The sequence below is a fragment of the Duganella rivi genome, assembly GCF_009857435.1.
Lineage (GTDB): Bacteria > Pseudomonadota > Gammaproteobacteria > Burkholderiales > Burkholderiaceae_D > Rugamonas > Rugamonas rivi.
On record NZ_WWCK01000001.1, the window covers coordinates 690045 to 710564 of the forward strand.

Consider the following 20520-nt stretch of genomic DNA (forward strand, 5'->3'; position numbering starts at 1 on the left):
CTTTACAGTGGTGGGATTGAACTGGCAGCTTAGTAGCCGCCCACCGCGCCGCCATCCCTGCACGATGGTAATTGCCGATACCCCCACGGAGTTATAGCAAAAGGGTCACGCCTGTGGCACTGTAATGCTTTCCAATCCAAATCCATGACAGCAAATGGCGCAGGTTCCGATTACCGTGATGACGGCGGACGACCACCCGGTGTTCCGTCAGGGCATAGCCAGCGTGCTGGCCAGCGATCCCGGCTTCCAGTTGGTGGCCGAGGCTGCCGGCGGCCGCGAGGCGATTGCACTGTATCGCAGCCGCCATCCCGACCTGGTGCTGATGGATATCCAAATGCCTGACCTCGACGGCGTTGAGGCCACCCACATCATCCGCAACGAATACCCGAACGCAGCCATCGTCGTGCTGACCACCTATGAAGGCGACGCGCTGGTGATGCGCGCCATGAAGGCCGGCGCCGCCGGTTACCTGTTGAAAAGCGCTGCGCGGCGCGAAATGCTGGACACCATGCGCGCCATCCACGCGGGCCAGCGCCATGTGCCGCCGGTGCTGATCCAGGCAGTGGCGCGCCAACTACCGGGCGACACGTTGACCCCGCGCGAAGTGCAGGTGCTGGAACTGGCCTCGCTCGGCAAGAGCAACCGCCTGATCGGCCGCCAGCTATGCATCGCCGAAGAAACCGTCAAAGTCCACATGAAGAATCTGATGTCCAAGCTACAGGCCAACGACCGCACCCACGCGGTGCTGATCGGACTGGGACGCGGCATCATCGGCATGCGCCCCCGCTCGCGCCCTCTCCTGAGCTAGTGCCGCGTATCGGTACGGCCTAGCCATGCCACCAGCCGGTGCTGCCAGCCCAGCTTGCGCGGCACCTGGTAGCAAATCTCGCCCGGCACCTTGAGCATCACTTCCGTGCCCTGCTCTGGCAGGCTCAGCACCTCCAACGCGCCGGCCAGCCGCGCTGCTCGCTCGTGCATGCCGGCCAGCCCGCGCGGCGGCTGCTGCATGCCCTTGCCGTCGTCGCGCACGTAGAGCATGAAGAACTCGCAGCCATACACCAGTTCCAGTTCAACATTGCTGGCCTGCGCATGCTGGAAGGCGTTGTACAGCGCTTCGCGCGCGATGCCGTAGATTTCCTCGCCACGGTCGCCGTTAATCAGCGCTGGGTTGCCGCTCACAATCATGCGGAAAGTGCTGTTGAAATTTTCCTGCAAGGATTGACCGATGGCGGCCAGCGCCTGACCTAGATTATCGCCATACACCACCGGCATGCGCAGCGCGAGAATTTGATGTCGGCCCTCGGCCAGTACCTCATCGGCCTGGTCGAGGATGTGTTCGATGGTGGCACGCTCCGGGCTGTCGATCGCCAGCCGGTGGCTCACGCCTTGAAAGCGCAGGATCATGCCCTGCATGCTTTGCAGCAGCGTGTCGTGCAAGCCGGTAGCCACGCGCTCGCGTTCCGCCAGCAGGCGCATGCGGGCTTGGTAGCCGCGCCGCACGCGGCGCAGGCAGACCACAAAAGCAGCCGCAAACGTCAGGCATGCCAGTAACAGCCCGAGCATCAGGAATAGCGGTGTCTGTGAAAGCGGCGACAAGGAGGGCTCCGGGCGGAAAAACAGAGCTCCCACCTTGCCATTGCCTCAACCTTTTTACTATCCCCCCGACGAGATAGTGCAATTGGAAAAAGCGTCCGCAATGTTGCCGTAATGCTTTAAACTGGGCCTGTGATAATTTACGCATATTGACGCCATGTCGGAAACTACCCTGTTGTTCGCCCCTGCCGGCGTGCTGGCCATCAGCCTGATCGCCGGCCTGTTTGGCCTGCTGTTCGGGAGCTTCCTGAACGTGGTGATCCACCGACTGCCTATCATGATGCAGCGCGAGTCGGACAACTATGTGGCTAGCGAAAGCAACAAGCCGCTGCCGCACACCGGGCGCTACAACCTTGTCGTGCCGCGCTCGGCCTGCCCGCACTGCAAGCACCAGATCACGGCGGCGGAAAACATCCCGGTGGTGAGCTGGCTGGTCTTGCGCGGCAAGTGCAGCAACTGCAAAGCGCCGATCTCAGCCCGCTACCCGGCGGTGGAATTGCTGACCGGCGTGCTGTCGGCGCTGGTGGTGTGGAAGCTGGGCAGCGGCTGGGCCGGACTGTCGGCGCTGTTCTTCCTGTACTCGCTGATCGCCATGACCTTTATCGACGCCGACACCCAGTTGCTGCCGGACGACCTGACCCTCCCGCTGCTGTGGGCCGGCCTGCTGATGAACGTGAACGGCACCTTCGTGCCGCTGCAAGACGCAGTGATCGGCGCTGCGGCCGGCTACCTGGCGCTGTGGGCTATCTACTGGCTGTTCAAGCTGGCGACCGGCAAGGAAGGCATGGGCTACGGCGACTTCAAGCTGCTGGCCGCCCTCGGCGCGTGGATGGGCTGGGCCATGCTGCCGACCATCATCCTGCTGTCCTCGGTGGTGGGCGCCGTGGTCGGCATCGCGCTGATCGTGTTTGCCAAACGCGGCCGCAACAATCCGATTCCGTTCGGCCCCTACCTCGCGGCGGCCGGCCTGATCGCCCTGCTGTACGGCGGCCCGCTGTCGGCTTTCACCATGAACGTCGTCCATCCATGAGCGCAGCACCGTTTGCCATCGGCCTGACCGGCGGCATCGGCAGCGGCAAGAGCACCGTGGCCGACATGTTTGCGGCGCGCGGCGCCACCATCGTTGATACCGACCTGATCGCCCACAGCATGACCGCCCCCAACGGCCCCGCCATGCCAGCCATCATCGCCGAATTCGGCCCCGAGTTTGCGGATGCTTCCGGCGCGATGGATCGCGCCCGCATGCGCCAGCTGGTATTCAGCGACGCCGGCGCCAAGGCCAGGCTGGAAGCCATCCTGCATCCGCGCATCCGCGACGCCGCCTTGGCCGCCGCCGCCGCCGCGACCGGCAGCTACGTGATTTACGCGGTGCCGCTGCTGATCGAATCGGGGACGTGGCGTGCACGGGTCACGCGCGTGTTGGCGGTAGACTGTTCGGAAGATGTGCAGGTGGCCCGCGTGATGGCGCGCAACGGCCTGCCGGAAGCACAAGTACGGGCCATCATGGCGGCGCAAGTAAGCCGGGCGGAACGGCTGGCGGCAGCCGATGATGTTATTGTCAATAATGCAGGAATCGACGCTTTGGAGGCGCAAGTCGACCGTTTACACGCCTTATATCTGCAAATTCGCTGGTAATTTGGCGTAGAACGGCAATAATGCCTTCGCAACGTTTGTAATTTTGCTTGGCTTGCTTCAAAATCACGAGAATTCTTTGCAGGTCCATCTATAGAGGGATGTTATTTTGATCGTCTACGAATATCCTTTCAACGAGCGCATCCGCACGTTGCTGCGCCTGGAGGATTTGTACGAGAAATTCAAGTTCTTTGTGCATCAAGAACACCCCATGCAGCACCACGTTGCGCTGGCCACTATTTTCGACATGCTCGAAGTAGCCGGCCGCGCCGACCTCAAATCCGACCTGCTGCAAGAACTGGAGCGCCAGCGCCAAACGCTGCTGGGCTACCGCATGAATCCCAACGTGCAAGCGGAAACGCTGGACGCCATCCTCAATGAACTGGACGGCGTCAGCAGCGCGCTGGTCGCGGCCCAGGGCAAGACCGGCCAGAACGTGCGCGACAATGAATGGCTGATGAGCATCCGCGGCCGCACCATTATTCCGGGCGGCGCTTGCGAGTTCGATCTGCCGTCCTATTACGCCTGGCAGCAGCGCCCGGCCGAGCAGCGTTTCAACGACATCATCACCTGGTTCACGCCGCTGGCGCCGCTGTTTGATGCGCTGGGCCTGGTACTGCGCCTGCTGCGCGACTCGGGCGGCCCGGTCAAGATGATTGCCGTGGCCGGCAGCTACCAGCAGATGTTGCAGGGCAAGGTGTACCAGATGCTGCGCCTGACGCTCGATGAATCGCAGGGTGCGATCCCGGAAATTTCGGCCAACAAATACATGCTGTGGGTGCGATTCACCTCGCAGGGCGGCGACCTGAAACCCAAGCCGCTGGAAGATGATGTACCATTCGAGCTTACCCTTTGTAACTTCTAACGTAAGCTCATGACCACTGTAGTTGAATGCCCGACCTGCTCCGCCAAAGTGGAGTGGAAGCCGGAAAACAAATTCCGCCCGTTCTGCTCGGAACGCTGCAAAAAAATCGATTTAGGCGCCTGGGCCGAGGAAAAGTATGTAATTCCTGCGGCTCCGCCTAAAGATCCTCACGAAGAAGAATAAGCCCGTCACATCACTTTCACGGCTTTGCCGATGTACAGCACTGGCCCAGTCGGCTTGCCGATGGGCGAGCCGGTAGCTGGTTCCAGCGTGATCTCAAATAGCTGATCGGGCTGCACCGGCGGCAATTGATCGAGCGCCAGCTTTAGCGAACGATTCGACTGCACCAGTCCCAGCGATACTGGGCCGCTCCATCCCGGCGCCTTGGTCCAAAACTGCAAGGCCTTGCGATCCGGCACCACCGTGCCCCGCAACGGCGTCAGCGTCAACTGGCGGTTCATACTGGTCTGCACCACCCAGCCGGCGCCCTGATCCTGCGGCGCCACCAGCACCACCATGTAGGCGGCTTCCGGCGCGGTCGGCCGCAACACCAGCAGCAGCGCCAACACCAAACTGGCCGCGACGGCGCCGCCAGCCAGTCCGCGCCACAAGCGCAGATCGTCCCACCAGCGGCGCCAGCCATTGGCAGCTGCTGGCCCAGCCACGCCGGCTAGCGCTGGACGTACCGTCAAGCTGGCGGCAATCCGCGGCCATAAGCGCTCCGACGGCGCCGCTTCCGGCGCCAGCGCGGTCAAGGGCAGCAGGCGCTGTTCCCATGCATCGACTTCGGCACGCAGCAAAGGCTCATGCGCCAGCCGCTGCGCGACCTCACGCCGCGCCGCAGCCGACAGCGTGCCCAGCACATACTCGCCAGCCAGATGCTGTAATTGTTCGGGCGTTTCATTCATCCCATGCACTCCCGCAATGCGGCGAGGCCGCGCTTGAGCCAGGCCTTGACCGAGCCCAGCGGCGCATTCAGACGCGCCGCGATTTCACTGTGGCTGCAGCCGTCAACATAGGCGCAGACGATGCTGTTGCGCTTGGCGCTATCGAGATGCTCGAGGCAATCATGCAGGCGCCCCATGCTAGCCTGCAATTCAAACTGCTCCATGACCGGATCGGCCTGCGCTTCCTGTAAGGCGTCGAGCATTTCGGCGTCTGCCGACACTTCGCGCTCGCTGCCGCGCAAGGCGTTCAGGGCCTGATGCCGCACCACGCTATAAATCCAGCCGCGCGCTGCGCCGCGCCCTGCATCGTAGCTACCGGCCTTTTGCCAAATGCTGACAAAGGCATCGTGCAGCACGTCCTCGGCCAGATCGCGCCGGCGCACGATACGCAGCGCGACCCCAAGCAAATGGCGGCCGTCCTGCTGATATAGACGATGCAGGGCCTGCTGCTCGCCTTGGGCACAGGCGCGCAGCACAGCGTCGTAATCGAAAGCGTCGGCAGCGTTGGGCATCAACCGATTATAACGACAGTTATGCCGCTTTCCAGAAGATATAGTCGGCCTGATACTGAACCTTCTGACGGCTGCCGGCGTTGGCGGCGGTGCAGGCTGCGGCCGGGGCCACGCCGCCCTTGGTCGAGACGCGTTGAATGTGGCTGATGCCGAACATCTCGCCGCTGCCGATCGATGGATTAGCCTTCACCAACTGGTAAGGGATGTTGCCAGCACCGGCCGGCGCCACTGCCAACTGGGTGGCCGTCACTTTGGAGCCGTCGTTGCTCTGCCAAGTAGCCGGTGGGCCGAAGTATTTGCCCACGGCCTTACCGCTGCGGTCACTCAGCACCGCATCCGGGCCGATGAAAGCCCACTCGAACTGGTCAGCGGCATCTTTCTTGGCTTTGCACTCGTAGGTAATTTCACCGGCGCCGACGGTCTCCATGGCTACACGGTGGCCAGCCGGCACCTGAACGGCTTCCGGCAGGGATTGCTGGCTGAACTTTGGCGCGCCGGCGCAAGCAGATAGCGACAGGACGGCGGCAATAACAGCAATGGTTGGGGATGTTTGCATGGCGTAGCTCCTGGTCAGTGATAAGGGATCAGTGCGCGACAATCGCGGCTGATACCCTTACTACCCGCCAGCGCGCCGTTTGGATGCAGCGCGATGCAAATAAATTTTCAGACGTAGCGAACTTGCTCTAACCACTCCAGCAAAGGAATGGTGGCTGGCAGCAGCGGCTCGACGCCGACGGTTCCCTGCCAAGCAAACGCCTGCCCTTCCAAGCTTTGGGGCTCGCCTGACCAGTCGCGGCTGATGAAGAAGTGCAGCCGCACATGCGCGTGCGGATAGACGTACTCCACGCCGCACCACTCTTCGGCGCTGTGGATGGTTAAACCCAACTCCTCCACAAACTCGCGCTTTAAAGCTTCGAGAATGGTCTCGCCCGGATCGACTTTACCGCCCGGGAATTCCCAATAACCATCATACGGCTTGCCAGCCGGACGTTGGCCCAGCAGCAGATCACCGTTCGGCTTGATCAGCACGCCAACTGCGACATCAACAGGCTTGTTCATGCGAGCTTCCCCGCGTAGTCCTTGGCAAACTGCCACGCCACACGCCCCGAACGCGAACCGCGCTGCAAAGCCCAGCGCAAGGCGTCGCCGCGTGCCGCCTCGATCTGCTCTTCGGTACAGCCCAGCGACGACAGCCAGTGGCCGACAATCGCCAGATAATCATCCTGCTTGAACGGATAGAACGTCAGCCACAAGCCAAAGCGCTCGGACAGCGAGATTTTCTCTTCCACCGTTTCGCCCGGGTGCAGGTCGCCGTTTTCATCGTGCTTGTAGCTCATGTTGTCGGACATGCGCTCCGGCAGCAGGTGGCGGCGATTCGAGGTGGCGTAAATCAGCACATTGTCCGACTGCGCCGAGATGCTGCCGTCGAGCGCCACCTTCAGCGCCTTATAGCCGCTCTCGCCCTCTTCAAACGACAGGTCGTCGCAGAAGATGATGAAGCGCTCGGGACGGCCCGCCACCAGGTCAACGATATCCGGCAGCTCGGCCAGATCGGCCTTGTCCACTTCGATCAAGCGCAGGCCGTCCTTGCCGAACTGGTTCAGGCACGCCTTGATCAGCGAGGACTTGCCGGTGCCGCGCGCGCCAGTCAGCAGCACGTTGTTGGCCGGCTTGCCCGCCACGAACTGGCGGGTGTTCTGCTCGATCTGTTCTTTCTGCGGGCCGATATGCTGCAAATCGTCCAGCGCAATCGACGATACGTGCGCCACTGCTTGCAAGTAGCTCGGGCCGTTGCCGCGTTTCCTCCAACGGAAGGCAAAGCCCAAGCGCCAGTCTGGCTCGCGCGGCGCTTGCGGCAACACCGCCTCCACGCGCGCCAGCAGCGCCTCGGCTCGGACCAGGAATTGTTCGAGTGGCGTCGCCATCTTAGGAACGGTAGTCGGCGTTGATCGACACGTAATCGTGCGACAGGTCGCAGGTGTAGACCGTGGCCGATGCCGCGCCGCGCGCCAGCTTCACGCGCACCGTGATTTCGCTTTGCTGCATCACGCGCTGGCCGTCTTCTTCCTTGTAGTCCGGGTTGCGGCCGCCGTTCTTGGCAACCCACACGTCGTCCAGGTACAGGTTCAGCTTCGAGACGTCGAGATCGTCCACGCCGGCGTAACCGATGGCAGCCAGAATGCGGCCCAGGTTAGGATCGGAAGCGAAGAACGCGGTCTTCACCAGCGGCGAGTGGCCGATCGAGTAAGCGATCTTGCGGCACTCTTCCACGCTGCTGCCCTCTTCCACGATGATGCTCATGAACTTGGTCGCGCCTTCGCCGTCGCGCACGATTGCTTGCGCCAGGAACAGCGACAGTTCGGTCACTGCGTCGCGCAGCGCAGCGTATTCCGGCTGATCGACCGAGGTGATTTCCAGCGAGCCGGCGCCGGTGGCGATCAGCATGAAGGAATCGTTGGTCGAGGTATCACCGTCGATGGTGATGCAGTTGAACGACTGGTTGGCAGCGTGCTTGACCAGCTGATCCAGCACCGGCTGCGCCACTTTGGCGTCCAGCGCCAGGTAGCCCAGCATGGTCGCCATATTCGGCTTGATCATGCCCGCGCCTTTCGAGATGCCGGTCATGGTTACCGAGTGGCCGCCGATGGTGACGGTGCGCGAGCCGGCTTTCGGCTGCGTGTCGGTGGTCATGATGGCTTCGGCGGCGTTGTACCAGTTATCGGCCTTCAGGCCGGCGATGGCTTGCGGCAGGCCGGCGATCACTTTGGCAGCCGGCAGCGGCTCCAGAATCACGCCGGTCGAAAACGGCAGAATCTGCGCTGCGTCCACGCCCAGTTGCGCGGCCAAGGCCACGCAGGTTTCATTGGCCAGCGACAGGCCCAGTTCGCCGGTGCCGGCGTTGGCGTTGCCGGTGTTGACCAGCAGCGCCGCGATCGGCTTGCCGCTGGTTTGAGCGGCAGCCAGGTGCGCCTTGGCGATTTGCACCGGTGCGGCGCAGAAGCGGTTCAGGGTGAACACGCCGGCCACGGTGGCGGTCGGCGCCAGCTTCATGACCAGCACGTCCTTGCGGTTCGGCTTCTTGATGCCGGCTTCGGCAAAGCCGATTTCAACGCCCGCGACAGGCTTCAGTTCGGAGGCAATGGGCAGGGGGGAATTGACGGCCATATTCGTGATCTCGTGGGTGGAAAGAGGAGCCGCTATTGTAATACCTCGCGCCCCACCTGCGCAGCTAGTCCCGGATATCGTACAACTTCCTGTTTTTTCAGACTTTTTGCATAAAAACCACAAAAATTAGCACTATCGTTCGGTTTAACGTTTTCCCATTTCATGCTCTGCGGAAATTAGTCTAAGGTGTGAACCGAATGCCCCATCCCCGCATTGTTCCGAGACGCACCAGACGGCACAACCGTCTATACCAACAATAACCCCCACTGGACTACATACATGAAAAAGCAATTGTTAGCTGCAGCCGTACTCGCCGCCACCGCCGCCATGGCGCAGGCCGGCGCCTTGGATGATGGCAACCTGAGCATCAGCGGTTTCGGCACCGTCGGCGTCGCCAAGAGCAATACCGATGATGTGAAATTCGCCCGCTACAACCAGGCTGACGGCGTCGGCGACAGCGCCCGCCTCGGCCTCGACACCAACCTCGGCCTGCAAGCCACCTACAAGATCAACGACTGGCTGTCCGGCACCGCGCAAGTGCTGACCCGCAAAGCCACCGAACACACTTTCACCACCGATCTGACCTGGGCCTTCCTGAAAGCCCGCATCAACGATGAAGTCTCGGTGCGTATCGGCCGCGTAGTCGTGCCGACCTTCCTGATTTCCGATTACCAGAACGTCGGCTACGCCAACACCATGATGCGTCCGCCGATTGAAATGTACGGCCAGGCCCCGATCGAAAACTCGGACGGCGCCGACATCAACTACCAGCACGCGTTCGGCGACCTGAACTTCACCGCCCAGGCCTTCGCCGGCGTCAGCCGCGGCAAGCTGTTCGTCTCCTCGGGCGCTGGTTCGACCGCCACCTACCGCGCGCCTGCCGCCGGTTTCAGCGTGGCCGGCGAATACGGCCCGTTCATGCTGCGCTTCGCCCACGCGCGCGCCGACATGAAGATCAACGACATCCAGCCGATCAACGCCCTGACCAACACCCTGGCCAGCGTCGGCTTCACCCAGCTGGCGTCGGACATCACCTTCAGCAGCGGCAAGAAGATCGCCTTCACCTCGATCGGCGGCACCGTGGACTGGAACAACATCGTCGGCCAAGCCGAGTACGCGCAGCGCCGCGCCAAGGAAGCCGTCTACCTGCCGGACACCAACGCCTGGTACGCCATGCTCGGCTACCGCTTCGGCAAAGTGCTGCCGTACTACGCGCACGCTTCGGCCAAAGGCGCAGGCAGTTCGGTTACCGTGCCGGCTGCCCTGGCCAAGATCCCTGCCCTGAACGCCGGCGTCACCGGCCTGCTGGCGTCCGCCGAGCAAACCTCCGACATCGTCGGCGTGCGCTGGGACTTCGCCAAGCAACTGGCGCTGAAAGTCCAGGTGGATCGCGTCAAGCCGGGCGCCAAGTCGGGCCTGCTGATTAACGTGCCGGCCGCCGGCTACAACAAGAACGTCACCGTGGTCGCCGCCGGCCTCGACTTCGTATTCTGATGGATCGGGAGACCATAATAATGAAAAAACTCATGAGCGCTCTCGTGCTGTCGGCACTGGCCGCAGTAGCAGCACAGGCTTCGGCCGCTGAAATCGTCGTCATCGTCAGCAAGCAAAATCCGGCGACCCGCATGTTCTCGGAACAGGCTTCGCAGTTCTTCCTCGGCAAATCCAACCTGTTCACGCCGGTCGATCAAGCCGACGGTTCGGCCATCCGCAACGAGTTCTACCACAAGGTCGCGGACAAGGATGCGGCGCAGGTCAAGGCGCTGTGGTCGAAGCTGGTGTTCACCGGTAAAGCCACGCCGCCGAAAGAATATCCGAACAGCGCCGAGGTGAAGAAAGCAGTTGCTGCCGATCCGAAAGCAATCGGGTATATTGATAAATCGGCAGTTGACGATACTGTCAAAGTAATTTTGACCCTGCCTTAAACTCAGGTCGCCCTGCCAGCCTGCCGCGCTATCCGCGCGGTGGGCGCGTGAGCTCCTGGCCTCTAACTTGGAGTGAACGTTTTGAGTCTTTCGTTACGCGCGCGGTTCCTGATGCTCAGTGCAATTATCCAGGCACTGGTGGTTGGTCTGCTGATCTGGAACAGCCAGCGCCTGATGAACCACGCCGTCAACACCAACGCCGAACGGGTGGCGCAGGAATACGCGGTCACCCTCAATCTCTCCCTCAGTCCTTATGCCGTCGGCGGGCGCTTGCCCGAGCTGAATAGCTACCTGGCCGAAATGCTGTCCGACCCGGACGACAGCTTCCTGCGCTACCTGACTATCCTCGACGAAAACGAACAGCCCATCATCTCGGTCGGCAAGCGCAACATGCCGCTGCCGGCGATCTTGAAACAAGGCGGCGGCACCAGCTTCAAGGGTGTGCGCACCATCATCAGCGACGTGACGCTGCACGCGCGCTCGCCGCTGCTGCTGGCCGACAACCGCATTGGCAGCATCAACTTCGGCCTCACCACCAAAGACTTGAAGCAGGCGCGCGATGAAGTGATGCTGCAAGGCGGCCTGATTTCGCTGATCGGCTTTGCGGCCGGCATGCTGATGTTCTTCATCTTCACGCAGGGCATAGGCCGGCGCTTGCAAGCGCTGACCGGCGAGTCCGAGCAAATTGCGCAAGGCGATTACAGCAAGGCGCTGCCAGTCCATGGCGACGACGAGATCGCCGTTTTCACGCGCACCCTGAACGCCATGAGCGCGGCCCTGCGCGAACGGATTGCGCAACTGGAGCAATCGCAGCAGCGCTTGTCGGAATCGGAAGCGCGCTTCAAAACCCTGTTCGATATGGCGCCGCTGCCGCTGACCGTGTCCGACCGCGATGGCCGCATCATGGCCGCCAACCGCGCGCTGTCGCATACCTTCGGCACCGCCGCCACCCAGCTGATCGGCAAGCGCAGCGATGAAGTGCCGTTCTGGGCCAGCACCGTGGAGCGCGAACGCATCTGGAAAATGTACCGCGACGAAGGCGCCGTGCACGGCGCGATTGCCGGCGTGCTGCTGCCCGACGGCAGCGTGGGCAGCGTGGCGATCTGGTCGTCCTCGCTGACCCTGGATGGCAACCCGGCCATCATCTGGGCGCTGCTCGACTTGACCGAGGAACTGAACGCCAAGCGCGAACTGAAAGACCTCAACGTCTCGCTGGAAAGCCGCGTGCGCGAACGCTCGGCCGCGCTGGAACGCGCCAACGCCGACCTCAGCGCCGCGCTGCAAACCTTGCAGCACACGCAGGACGAATTGCTGGCGTCGGAAAAAATGGCGTCGCTGGGATCGCTGGTGGCCGGCATCGCGCACGAATTGAATACACCGATCGGCAACAGCCTGCTGGCCTCCACTGCCCTGCGCGACCGTGTGCACGAGTTTGACGCCCACGTTGCCGCCGGCGCTCTGCGTCGCTCGGAACTGACCGCGCATCTGGAAGAAGTGCGCATGGCAAGCGAACTGATTTCCGGCTCGCTGCACAAAGCCGCCGAGCTGATTTCCTCGTTCAAGCAAATTGCGGTCGACCAGACCAACGACCAGCGGCGCACCTTTGATTTGCTGTCGGCAGTGCACGACACCATCGCCACCTACATGCCGCGCCTGCGCCGCGTGCCGTGCGAAGTGGTGCTGCAAATCCCGGATGGCATGAGCTTCGATTCCTATCCGGGCGGGCTGTATCAAATCCTGAACAACCTGATCAACAACGCCATCAACCACGCGTTCGAGCACAGCAAGGGCGGCACCATCACCGTGCGCGCCGAAACCGTGGACGACGACATCATCGAGCTGATGTTCAGCGACGACGGCTGCGGCATGACCGACGACGTGCTCAAGCGCGTGTTCGATCCCTTCTTCACCACCAAGATGGGCCAGGGCGGCACCGGCCTTGGCATGAACATCGTCTACAACATCGTCACCGGCATTTTGGGCGGGCGCATCACCATCGACTCCGCGCCCGGCATCGGCACGGCGGTGCGCATGCTGTTGCCGCGCATCGCACCGCAGCGCGCCTGAGCGCAATTAAGCCATCTTACTTGCGCAGGTAGCCATGCATGCCCAGCCAGCGCACCCAGGCGTCGAACCAGCCGGTGCTGGTGGTGGTTTTCGGATACATGCCGAAGCCGTGGCCGCCCTGCTCGTACAGGTGGAACTCCACCGGCCGCTTGGCGCTGCGCCAGCTATCGATCAAGCCGTAGCCGCCATTGCCGAACAAGGGATCGTCGGCGGCCAGCGCCACGAACATTGGCGGCGCATCGGCCGGCACTTTCAACGACATCAGCGGGCCGTAGATGTTGCCGATGAAAGCAGGCTTGGCATCCTGTCCATGCAGCGTGGTCACCATGGTCAGCATGGCGCCGGCGGAAAAGCCGATCATGCCGATGCGGTTCGGATCAACTTTCCACTCTTGCGCGCGCGAGCGCACCAAGGCGAAGGCGGCGCGCGCGTCGGCGATCTGCGGCGCAAAGGTGACAGCCGGCTCTTCCTGCACCGAGGTATCGGCGGCGCGCCCGCCTTTCGAGAACAGCTCGGCCATGGCGCGGTTGAAGCCGTCCAGATCCGCCGGTGTCTGGATCAAGCGATACTTCAGCACGAACGCGGCCACGCCCTGCTTGGCCAGCGCCGTGGCCACGTCCCAGCCCTCGTTGTTCATCGACAGCGTGCGGAAGCCGCCGCCCGGCGCCACGATCACGGCCGCGCCGCTGGCCTTGGCCGGATCGGGCAGGAACGGCGTCAGCGTTGCCACCGTGACGTTGCGGGCAAACACGCTGCCGTACTGGCTGTGCCAGCTTTCCTTCACGCTGGCGCCGGGCAGTTCGCCCGTGTTCAGCGTGATGGCGTTGGGCTGGGCCGGTGCCGCGATCGGCGTCATCTTGTCGTTCTGCGCCATGGCGGGCGCAGCCAGCACGCCCATCAGGGTGAGCGCTGCCGCTATTTTTTTCATCATCATTGGATGGTCTCCTGGTTTATTGGTCTAAGGTCACACTGCGCTGCAATTGCAGCGTGGTCTCCTGCCCTGCCACGCCGGTGGCCGGCTGGCCTGAGCCCACGCTCAACTTGTATTGCCCCGGCAGCAGCTGCCGCACGCCGTCACGCGTGACAAAACTCAGGTCGCGCGGCGACAGGCGGAAGCTGATCTTGCGGCGTTCGCCCGGCTTCAGGCTCACGCGCTGGAAGCCGCGCAGCGCCAGCTTCGGCGCGCCCTCGAAGGCCGGCGGCGCCAGGTACAGCTGGGCCACGTCGTCACCAGCGCGAGCGCCGGTGTTGCTGATCTCGGTGCTGACCATCACGCCGTTTTCCGCTGCGCCGTCGATAGGCGTCACTTCCAGCGGCGCGTAGCGGAAGCTGGTGTAGCTCAGGCCCGCGCCGAACGGATACACCGGCGTGCCGGCGTAGTAGCGGTAAGTGCGGCCCTGCATGCCGTAGTCGTCAAACGGCGGCAGGTCGGACAGGCCGCGGTAGAAGGTCAACGGCAAGCGGCCGCCCGGATCGGCGCGGCCCGACAGCACGTCCGCCACCGCCAGTCCGCCGGACTGGCCCGGATACCATGCTTCCAAAATGGCGGAGGCATTGTCCTTGGCCCATGACAAATCAAGCGCGCTGCCGTTCATCAGCACCACCACCAGCGGCTTGCCGAGCGCCTTGGCGCGCTCCAGCAAGCGGCGCTGCTCGGCAGGCAGGTCGAGCGAGGTCTTGTCGCCGCCGGAGAAGCCTTCGATCTTGATCGCCATCTCCTCGCCTTCCAGATCCGAGGTCAGGCCGACCACGGCGACGATAACGTCGGCGTCGGCCGTGCCCGCCAGCAGGTCGGCTTCGGGATCGGTGGAGATGCGTTTCCAGAACAGGCCCGGCACGCCGGTGCCGCCGGTCTCCGCTTCAAATTGCAGCGGGTAGCGCTGGCCTTTCTCCAGGCGCGCCTGTTGCAATTGCAGCGGCTCGGCCCATTTCGAATACTCGGTAGCGTTGATTCCGGGCTGGCCGTTGATGGTCAGCGTGCCCTTCACGCCGCTGACGGCAAGGCGGTAAGTGCCCGTCTCCGGCGCAACCAGGAAGCCGTTCCACGTGACCTTGTGCTTGTCGGCCACCGCCTTCAATTCCAGCGCGTGCGCTTCCAGTCCCTGCTCCACGCGCGTGACGGTGGGCTTGCTGTCGTACTTGCCGTCGTTGCGGTTGTAGTAGTCGACGCGCAGGCCCTGCTTGCCGTCCGGCGTGCGCAAGGCGCTGGCGGGCACCGGGTCGCCGTCGGTAATCGAGGCGCCGGCGTGCACCAGCTTGATCTGCGCCTGCGGCATGGCGCGGCGCAGGCCGTCGATCACCGACACCGGCGGCGCCGACTGCGACGACGAGTAATTGCCGCGCAGGACGCGGGTAGCGTCGGCCAGCGGGCCGATCACGGCCAGCTTGACGCGCGGCTTGAGCGGCAGCACGCCGTCGTTCTTCAGCAGCACCAGGCTCTTGGTGGCCGACTCCAGCGCCAGCTGCCGGTGCGCCGCATTGCCGATGGCGCTGACCGGTACCGCCTTGCCATCGCGCTGCGGCAGTCCGGCCAGATCGCCGTTGCGGTAGCGCGCCGAGAACAGCCGCACCAGCGCTTGATCGATATCGCCCATGCTGATCAAGCCGCGCTGCCATGCCTCGCGGTAGCGCGCGCTCAGGTTCGGCGTATCGCCCAGCGTTTTGGTATTGCACTCGTTGTCGGTGCCGGCCTTCAGGGCGACCGCGACTGCGGCGGCCGGATCGGGCGCGTACTTGTGCTGTTCCGAGATGTCGGTCACCGCGTCGCAGTCAGACACCACATAGCCCTTGAAGCCCCAAGCGCCGCGCAAGTGCTGCTTCATCAGCAGCTCGCTGCCGCAGGCCGGCTGGCCGTTGATGCGGTTGTAGGCACACATGATGGAGCCGGCCTTGGCGTCGACAATGGCGGCGCGGAAGGCCGGCAGATAAGTATCCTCAAGGTCGCGCGCGGAGACGAACACGTCGGCATAGTGCCGCGTCGATTCCGGCCCGCTGTGCACCGCGAAGTGCTTGGGCGTGGCGATCACGTCCGGCAGATCCGGGTTAGCGCCTTGCATGCCGCGAATGAAGGCCACGCCCAGCGCCGCCGTCAAATGCGGATCTTCGCCGTACGTCTCTTGCCCGCGTCCCCAGCGCGGATCGCGGAAGATGTTGATATTCGGCGACCAGGTGTTGAGGCCGGTGCCGATGCGGCCAAGGTGGCCGGTCTCGCGGCCCAGCGTGTGCAGTGCGCGCACCTCGACGCTGATGGCGCCAGCCACCTGCTGCACCAGCGGCGCATCGAAACTGGCGGCCAGCCCAATTGGTTCCGGGAAGTTGGTGGTCGGCAGCGGCCCCAGCGCGCCGTGCAGCGATTCAGTCCACCAGTTGTATGCCGGGATGCCAAGGCGCGGCACGGCCGGCGCCACGTTCAGCAGCTGGTCGATCTTCTCGTCCAGCGTCATTTGTGCGATCAAGGCACGGGCCCGTCCATCGGCCTCGGCCAGTACGTCGGCACTGCGCGCGACTGCCGGAAAGGCCGCCATCAGCATCAGTGCACCGCATGTTGCTGCCAGTCGTAGCCGGCTTTTTTTGTCTCCTGCCAGATTCTCCATGTTACTCCCAATGTTAGCGACCCGAAAAATGTTTGCGATAACATTTTAGACTGTACTGCGGGAGTTGGTGGAGAACCAATAACTTTTTTAGCCGAACTGATACCGCAATGGATATCAGCGTATCAGCGTATCAGCGTGCGGCGTTCGACAAATTCGGCGCCGTAAGAGCGGTAGGTAAAGGTGGTCGCGCTGTCGGAGGACACCACTTCCAACACGCCGCCGTGCGAGATGGCGATCTCGGACGCGATAAACAGGCCGAGCCCCAAGCCTTGCCTCGCCTCAGCCTGATTAGCGCGCCAGAATGGCTTGAAAAGCTGCGCCTGCACGCCTTCCGGGATAGCACTGCCGCTGTTGGTCACCGCCAATTCGAAAATGCCATTCGACTGCTGGACGTTGACGTACACCGGCGCCGAAGGATCGCCATGCACGATGGCGTTATTCAGCAAGTTGGATAGCAGCTGAACCAAGCGTGAAGCGTCGCACAGCAGCGCCAGCCCCGCCGGCAGCTCGGCGATGATTTCGCGCTGCGGATGCACGCTGCGCAATTCCGCGATCGCTTGCTGCAGCGGCACTTCCAGCTGGTTCTCATGGCGCAGATTCAGCGAAATGCCGCCGCCCATGCGGCCCCGCGTGAAATCGGTGACCTCATCGACCAAGGTGGCGATGCGCTGGCTGCTGCGGCTCATGGTATCCAGCAGCGGCTTCAGCGACGGCGGCGCATGGTGGCGCAGGATTTCGGTGCCGTTCATGAGGGTGCTCAGCGGCGTCCTGATATCGTGGCCGAGCATGGCAATGAACTGCTCGCGCATCTTGGCGGTTTTCATTTCATCGGTGAGCGCAGCCTGGGTCTCGACCAGCACCACTTCGCTCGCCAATTGACGGCTGATGAGCTCGGCGAACAGCATCAAGGTATTGCGCGTGGTCTTTTCCGTGAGCTGGGCCTTGGCCGGGTCGAGTCCACACAAAGTACCGAAATACTCGCCGCTGGGCCGGTACAGCGGGATCGAGAAATAGCTTTGAAAGCCGTACATCCTCGGCGTGTGATGGTCACGGTATTGGTCGCTATCGGACACCGAGTCGATGATGATGGCGGCGTTATTGTCGCGCACCTCTTCGCACAACGTGGTGGTGATATCCAGCGCCGCGCCTACCTTCAAGCCAAAATTCAACTTGTCCAGCACTGCGCAGGAATGCCACGAGTCGGCGGTCACCCGCGCAATGCAGACGAAGCCGAGACCAGTCATCTCGGACACCGCCTCCAATATGGTAGGCACCGCGCTAATCTGGGCTATCGTCGCGATATCCGCTTCCAGGGTCTGACTCATACTCGTCTCCTGCTAATGCTCGAACCGAATAAAAAAAACCCGTAAAGCTTCACAACTTTACGGGTTCATCTTTGCAGCCCTGGCGATTACGCCAGCTTGCCGTGGCAGGCTTTGTATTTCTTGCCGCTGCCGCATGGGCATGGATCGTTGCGGCCGACTTTCAGGCCCAGTTCCATCAGCTGCTCGCCGCTCAGGCCTTGCAGTTCCGGCGGCAGGCCGGTGAATTGCGGCGGCGCCAGCAGGTCTTCCGGCGCGGCGTTCGGGTTGAAGTCGGCGTGCTGGTAGCTGACATTGTCCACGTGCGACTGCTGCATCGCGGCTTCCGCTGCATCGATCTCTTCACGCGACTGGATACGTACGGTCATGATCAGTTTAACGACTTCGTTTTTGATCATGTCCAGCATCTGACCGAACAGTTCAAACGCTTCGCGCTTGTACTCTTGCTTCGGATTCTTCTGAGCGTAGCCGCGCAGGTGGATACCCTGGCGCAGGTGATCGAGTGCCGCCAGGTGTTCGCGCCAGTGCGAGTCCACCGATTGCAGCATGACGTTGCGCTCGAAACCGCCGAACGATTCCTTGCCGACGATGTCCACTTTCGACTGGTACAGCGCATCGGCTGCGGCCAATACAGCTTCCAGGATTTCTTCGTCGTTCAGGTTGGCGTCTTTTTCCAGCATGGCGCGCAACGGCACGTCGATTTGCCACTCGGCTGCCAGTGCGGCTTCCAGACCCTTGATGTTCCACTGCTCTTCCACCGATTCTTCCGGCACGTATTCGCGTACCAGGTCGGTGAAGGCGCCGTGGCGCAGCGACTGGATCAGTTCCGAAATATCGGTCGCTTCCAGCAGTTCGTTACGCTGCTGGTAGATGACTTTACGCTGGTCGTTGGAGACGTCGTCATATTCCAGCAACTGCTTACGGATATCGAAGTTGCGCGCTTCCACCTTGCGCTGTGCGGACTCGATCGAGCGCGACACGATGCCCGCTTCAATCGGCTCGCCTTCCGGCATTTTCAAACGATCCATCACGGCGCGCACGCGGTCGCCGGCGAAGATGCGCAGCAACGGGTCGTCCAGCGACAGGAAGAAGCGCGACATGCCCGGGTCACCCTGGCGCGCGGCACGGCCACGCAGCTGGTTGTCCACGCGGCGCGATTCGTGACGCTCGGTGCCGACGATGTGCAGGCCGCCCGCAGCCACCACTTGCTCGTGCAGCGCTTGCCAGCCGTCGCGCAGCGCCTTGGCTTGCTTGGCTTTTTCTTCGTCGCTCAGGTCAGGATTGGCTTCGATGAACTGGATTTGTTTCTCAACGTTACCGCCCAACACGATGTCGGTACCGCGACCGGCCATGTTGGTGGCGATGGTGATGGCTTTCGGCGAACCTGCCTGGGCGATGATCTCTGCTTCGCGGGCGTGCTGCTTCGCGTTCAGCACGTTGTGCGGCAGGCCGGCCTTGGTCAGGATGCCCGACAGCAGTTCCGAGTTTTCAATCGAGGTGGTGCCCACCAGCACTGGCTGGCCGCGGTCGTAGCACTCGCGGATTTCCAGCATCATGGCGTTGTACTTTTCCTGCGCCGATTTGTAGACCTGGTCTTGGCGGTCTTTACGCTGCGAAGGACGGTTCGGCGGGATCACCACGGTCTCGAGGCCGTAGATTTCCTGGAACTCGTACGCTTCGGTATCGGCGGTACCGGTCATGCCGGACAGCTTGGCATACATGCGGAAGTAGTTCTGGAAGGTGATCGAGGCCAGCGTCTGGTTCTCGTTCTGGATCTTCACGCCCTCTTTCGCTTCCACCGCCTGGTGCAGGCCGTCCGACCAGCGGCGGCCGGTCATCAGGCGGCCGGTGAATTCGTCGACGATCACCACTTCATTGTTCTGCACCACGTAGTGCTGATCCTTGAAGTACAGCGCGTGCGCGCGCAGCGCCGCGTACAGGTGGTGCACCAGGGTGATGTTGGCCGAGTCGTACAGGGACGCGCCTTCCGGCAGCAGGCCCATCTGGGTCAGGATGCCTTCGGCTTTTTCATGGCCGGCTTCGGTCAGCAGCACCTGGTGGGATTTTTCATCCTTGGTGTAGTCGCCCGGCACTTCAATCTTGCCCTTGCCGTCGGCGGTTTCTTCGCCGATCTGCAGGGTCAGCAGGCGCGGCACTTCATTGATCTTGTAGTACAGGTCGGTGTGATTCTCGGCCTGGCCGGAGATGATCAGCGGGGTACGGGCTTCGTCGATCAGGATCGAGTCAACTTCATCGACGATGCCGAAGTTCAGCACGCGCTGCACGCGATCCTTGGCGTCGAACACCATGTTGTCGCGCAGGTAGTCGAAGCCGAATTCGTTGTTGGTGCCGTAAGTGATGTCCGAGGCGTAGGCGGTTTGCTTGTCGGCGTGCGGCATTTGCGACAGGTTGACACCGGTGGTCAGACCCAGCCAGCTGTACAGCTTGGCCATGGTGTCGGCGTCGCGCTGGGCCAGGTAATCATTGACGGTCACGATGTGCACGCCCTTGCCGGACAGCGCATTCAGGTAGGCCGGCAGGGTTGCGGTCAGGGTTTTGCCCTCGCCGGTGCCCATTTCAGCGATTTTGCCGTAGTGCAGAACCATGCCGCCGATCATCTGCACGTCGAAGTGGCGCATCTTCATCACGCGCTTGGACGCTTCGCGGCAGACCGCAAACGCTTCCGGCAGGATCTGATCCAGCGTCTCGCCATTGGCGATGCGTTCTTTAAAGGCCGGCGTCTTGGCTTGCAGCTCGGCGTCCGACAGTGCTTCCATGGCCGGTTCGAGCGCATTGATCTCGCGTACCGTTTTTTGGTATTGCTTGAGCAGGCGCTGGTTGCGGCTGCCGAAAATCTTGGTCAGAAAGGACATGCTTAATAAGGCCGGTTAAAGGTTCG

At 62.5% G+C, this 20520-nt stretch carries 19 protein-coding genes; 8 read left to right on the forward strand and 11 right to left on the reverse strand.

Going from position 1 to position 20520, the window contains the following annotated elements; all coding sequences use genetic code 11:
- Nucleotides 1-154 precede the first annotated feature (154 nt).
- The gene (locus tag GTP45_RS03145; RefSeq protein ID WP_161012406.1) at nucleotides 155-808 is read left to right on the forward strand and encodes a response regulator; all 654 of its coding nucleotides are present in this window, start codon (nucleotides 155-157) and stop codon (nucleotides 806-808) included.
- On the opposite strand, the gene GTP45_RS03150 is transcribed toward GTP45_RS03145, so the two are convergent.
- Nucleotides 805-1596 carry a sensor histidine kinase gene (locus tag GTP45_RS03150; protein ID WP_161012407.1) on the reverse strand — a complete coding sequence of 264 codons (792 nt, stop codon included), beginning with the start codon at nucleotides 1594-1596 and terminating at the stop codon, nucleotides 805-807. The two genes, GTP45_RS03145 and GTP45_RS03150, sit on opposite strands and share 4 nt — an antisense overlap.
- 154 nt (nucleotides 1597-1750) lie before the next feature.
- Between GTP45_RS03150 and GTP45_RS03155 the strand changes: the two genes are divergently transcribed.
- The 4 genes from GTP45_RS03155 to GTP45_RS03170 all read left to right on the forward strand — a co-directional run bounded on the left by GTP45_RS03155 (nucleotide 1751) and on the right by GTP45_RS03170 (nucleotide 4273).
- Complete coding sequence (locus tag GTP45_RS03155; RefSeq protein WP_161012408.1) at nucleotides 1751-2623, forward strand: prepilin peptidase; 873 nt, start codon at nucleotides 1751-1753, stop codon at nucleotides 2621-2623.
- Complete coding sequence (gene coaE, locus GTP45_RS03160; RefSeq protein WP_161012409.1) at nucleotides 2620-3228, forward strand: dephospho-CoA kinase; 609 nt, start codon at nucleotides 2620-2622, stop codon at nucleotides 3226-3228. Before GTP45_RS03155 ends, coaE begins: the two co-directional genes overlap by 4 nt.
- 106 nt (nucleotides 3229-3334) lie before the next feature.
- Nucleotides 3335-4090, forward strand: coding sequence for a cell division protein ZapD (gene zapD / locus GTP45_RS03165; RefSeq protein ID WP_161012410.1), 756 nt, complete (start codon nucleotides 3335-3337; stop codon nucleotides 4088-4090).
- A gap of 9 nt (nucleotides 4091-4099) precedes the next feature.
- Entirely contained in the window at nucleotides 4100-4273 is a 174-nt protein-coding gene (locus GTP45_RS03170; RefSeq protein ID WP_161005266.1) for a DNA gyrase inhibitor YacG, read from the forward strand.
- Between the two features lie 5 nt (nucleotides 4274-4278).
- Here the strand turns inward: GTP45_RS03170 and GTP45_RS03175 are convergent, their stop codons facing one another.
- From GTP45_RS03175 to argJ, 6 genes are all read right to left on the reverse strand, one after another.
- Entirely contained in the window at nucleotides 4279-4998 is a 720-nt protein-coding gene (locus GTP45_RS03175; RefSeq protein WP_161012411.1) for an anti-sigma factor, read from the reverse strand.
- Nucleotides 4995-5549, reverse strand: coding sequence for a sigma-70 family RNA polymerase sigma factor (locus GTP45_RS03180; RefSeq protein WP_161012412.1), 555 nt, complete (start codon nucleotides 5547-5549; stop codon nucleotides 4995-4997). Before GTP45_RS03180 ends, GTP45_RS03175 begins: the two co-directional genes overlap by 4 nt.
- A gap of 19 nt (nucleotides 5550-5568) precedes the next feature.
- Nucleotides 5569-6105 carry a DUF3455 domain-containing protein gene (locus GTP45_RS03185; RefSeq protein ID WP_161012413.1) on the reverse strand — a complete coding sequence of 179 codons (537 nt, stop codon included), beginning with the start codon at nucleotides 6103-6105 and terminating at the stop codon, nucleotides 5569-5571.
- 107 nt (nucleotides 6106-6212) lie between these two features.
- The gene (locus tag GTP45_RS03190) at nucleotides 6213-6608 is read right to left on the reverse strand and encodes an NUDIX domain-containing protein (protein ID WP_161012414.1); all 396 of its coding nucleotides are present in this window, start codon (nucleotides 6606-6608) and stop codon (nucleotides 6213-6215) included.
- Complete coding sequence (locus tag GTP45_RS03195; RefSeq protein WP_161012415.1) at nucleotides 6605-7474, reverse strand: ATP-binding protein; 870 nt, start codon at nucleotides 7472-7474, stop codon at nucleotides 6605-6607. Before GTP45_RS03195 ends, GTP45_RS03190 begins: the two co-directional genes overlap by 4 nt.
- A 1-nt stretch (nucleotide 7475) precedes the next feature.
- Nucleotides 7476-8714 (reverse strand): bifunctional glutamate N-acetyltransferase/amino-acid acetyltransferase ArgJ, encoded by a 1239-nt coding sequence (argJ, locus tag GTP45_RS03200; protein WP_161012416.1) that lies wholly within the window; start codon nucleotides 8712-8714, stop codon nucleotides 7476-7478.
- A 279-nt stretch (nucleotides 8715-8993) separates the two neighbouring features.
- Between argJ and GTP45_RS03205 the strand changes: the two genes are divergently transcribed.
- The 3 genes from GTP45_RS03205 to GTP45_RS03215 all read left to right on the forward strand — a co-directional run bounded on the left by GTP45_RS03205 (nucleotide 8994) and on the right by GTP45_RS03215 (nucleotide 12706).
- On the forward strand, nucleotides 8994-10208 hold the full coding sequence (locus GTP45_RS03205; RefSeq protein ID WP_161012417.1) for a porin: 1215 nt from the start codon (nucleotides 8994-8996) through the stop codon (nucleotides 10206-10208).
- Nucleotides 10209-10240: 32 nt separating this feature from the next.
- Entirely contained in the window at nucleotides 10241-10639 is a 399-nt protein-coding gene (locus GTP45_RS03210; protein ID WP_371874405.1) for a type 2 periplasmic-binding domain-containing protein, read from the forward strand.
- A 111-nt stretch (nucleotides 10640-10750) separates the two neighbouring features.
- Nucleotides 10751-12706 carry a sensor histidine kinase gene (locus tag GTP45_RS03215; RefSeq protein ID WP_229258312.1) on the forward strand — a complete coding sequence of 652 codons (1956 nt, stop codon included), beginning with the start codon at nucleotides 10751-10753 and terminating at the stop codon, nucleotides 12704-12706.
- Nucleotides 12707-12722: 16 nt separating this feature from the next.
- Here the strand turns inward: GTP45_RS03215 and GTP45_RS03220 are convergent, their stop codons facing one another.
- From GTP45_RS03220 to secA, 4 genes are all read right to left on the reverse strand, one after another.
- Entirely contained in the window at nucleotides 12723-13640 is a 918-nt protein-coding gene (locus GTP45_RS03220) for an alpha/beta hydrolase (RefSeq protein ID WP_161012420.1), read from the reverse strand.
- A gap of 16 nt (nucleotides 13641-13656) precedes the next feature.
- Nucleotides 13657-16230: a glycoside hydrolase family 3 C-terminal domain-containing protein gene (locus GTP45_RS03225; protein WP_217363283.1), complete on the reverse strand. Its 2574-nt coding sequence runs from the start codon at nucleotides 16228-16230 to the stop codon at nucleotides 13657-13659.
- A 191-nt stretch (nucleotides 16231-16421) separates the two neighbouring features.
- Nucleotides 16422-17624, reverse strand: a complete 1203-nt coding sequence (locus GTP45_RS03230) for a sensor histidine kinase (RefSeq protein ID WP_161012422.1) — start codon at nucleotides 17622-17624, stop codon at nucleotides 16422-16424.
- Nucleotides 17625-17710: 86 nt separating this feature from the next.
- The gene (secA, locus tag GTP45_RS03235; protein WP_161012423.1) at nucleotides 17711-20494 is read right to left on the reverse strand and encodes a preprotein translocase subunit SecA; all 2784 of its coding nucleotides are present in this window, start codon (nucleotides 20492-20494) and stop codon (nucleotides 17711-17713) included.
- Between the last annotated feature and the right edge of the window lie 26 nt (nucleotides 20495-20520).

Bases quoted from the DNA above. Each gene is read 5' to 3' on its own strand.
- GTP45_RS03145 (WP_161012406.1), top strand. From the start codon at position 155: ATGGCGCAGGTTCCGATTACCGTGATGACGGCGGACGACCACCCGGTG.
- GTP45_RS03155 (WP_161012408.1), top strand. From the start codon at position 1,751: ATGTCGGAAACTACCCTGTTGTTCGCCCCTGCCGGCGTGCTGGCCATC.
- coaE (WP_161012409.1), top strand. From the start codon at position 2,620: ATGAGCGCAGCACCGTTTGCCATCGGCCTGACCGGCGGCATCGGCAGC.
- GTP45_RS03170 (WP_161005266.1), top strand. From the start codon at position 4,100: ATGACCACTGTAGTTGAATGCCCGACCTGCTCCGCCAAAGTGGAGTGG.
- GTP45_RS03175 (WP_161012411.1), bottom strand. From the start codon at position 4,998: ATGAATGAAACGCCCGAACAATTACAGCATCTGGCTGGCGAGTATGTG.
- GTP45_RS03180 (WP_161012412.1), bottom strand. From the start codon at position 5,549: ATGCCCAACGCTGCCGACGCTTTCGATTACGACGCTGTGCTGCGCGCC.
- GTP45_RS03185 (WP_161012413.1), bottom strand. From the start codon at position 6,105: ATGCAAACATCCCCAACCATTGCTGTTATTGCCGCCGTCCTGTCGCTA.
- GTP45_RS03190 (WP_161012414.1), bottom strand. From the start codon at position 6,608: ATGAACAAGCCTGTTGATGTCGCAGTTGGCGTGCTGATCAAGCCGAAC.
- GTP45_RS03195 (WP_161012415.1), bottom strand. From the start codon at position 7,474: ATGGCGACGCCACTCGAACAATTCCTGGTCCGAGCCGAGGCGCTGCTG.
- argJ (WP_161012416.1), bottom strand. From the start codon at position 8,714: ATGGCCGTCAATTCCCCCCTGCCCATTGCCTCCGAACTGAAGCCTGTC.
- GTP45_RS03205 (WP_161012417.1), top strand. From the start codon at position 8,994: ATGAAAAAGCAATTGTTAGCTGCAGCCGTACTCGCCGCCACCGCCGCC.
- GTP45_RS03210 (WP_371874405.1), top strand. From the start codon at position 10,241: ATGAGCGCTCTCGTGCTGTCGGCACTGGCCGCAGTAGCAGCACAGGCT.
- GTP45_RS03215 (WP_229258312.1), top strand. From the start codon at position 10,751: ATGCTCAGTGCAATTATCCAGGCACTGGTGGTTGGTCTGCTGATCTGG.
- GTP45_RS03220 (WP_161012420.1), bottom strand. From the start codon at position 13,640: ATGATGATGAAAAAAATAGCGGCAGCGCTCACCCTGATGGGCGTGCTG.
- GTP45_RS03225 (WP_217363283.1), bottom strand. From the start codon at position 16,230: ATGGCGGCCTTTCCGGCAGTCGCGCGCAGTGCCGACGTACTGGCCGAG.
- GTP45_RS03230 (WP_161012422.1), bottom strand. From the start codon at position 17,624: ATGAGTCAGACCCTGGAAGCGGATATCGCGACGATAGCCCAGATTAGC.
- secA (WP_161012423.1), bottom strand. From the start codon at position 20,494: ATGTCCTTTCTGACCAAGATTTTCGGCAGCCGCAACCAGCGCCTGCTC.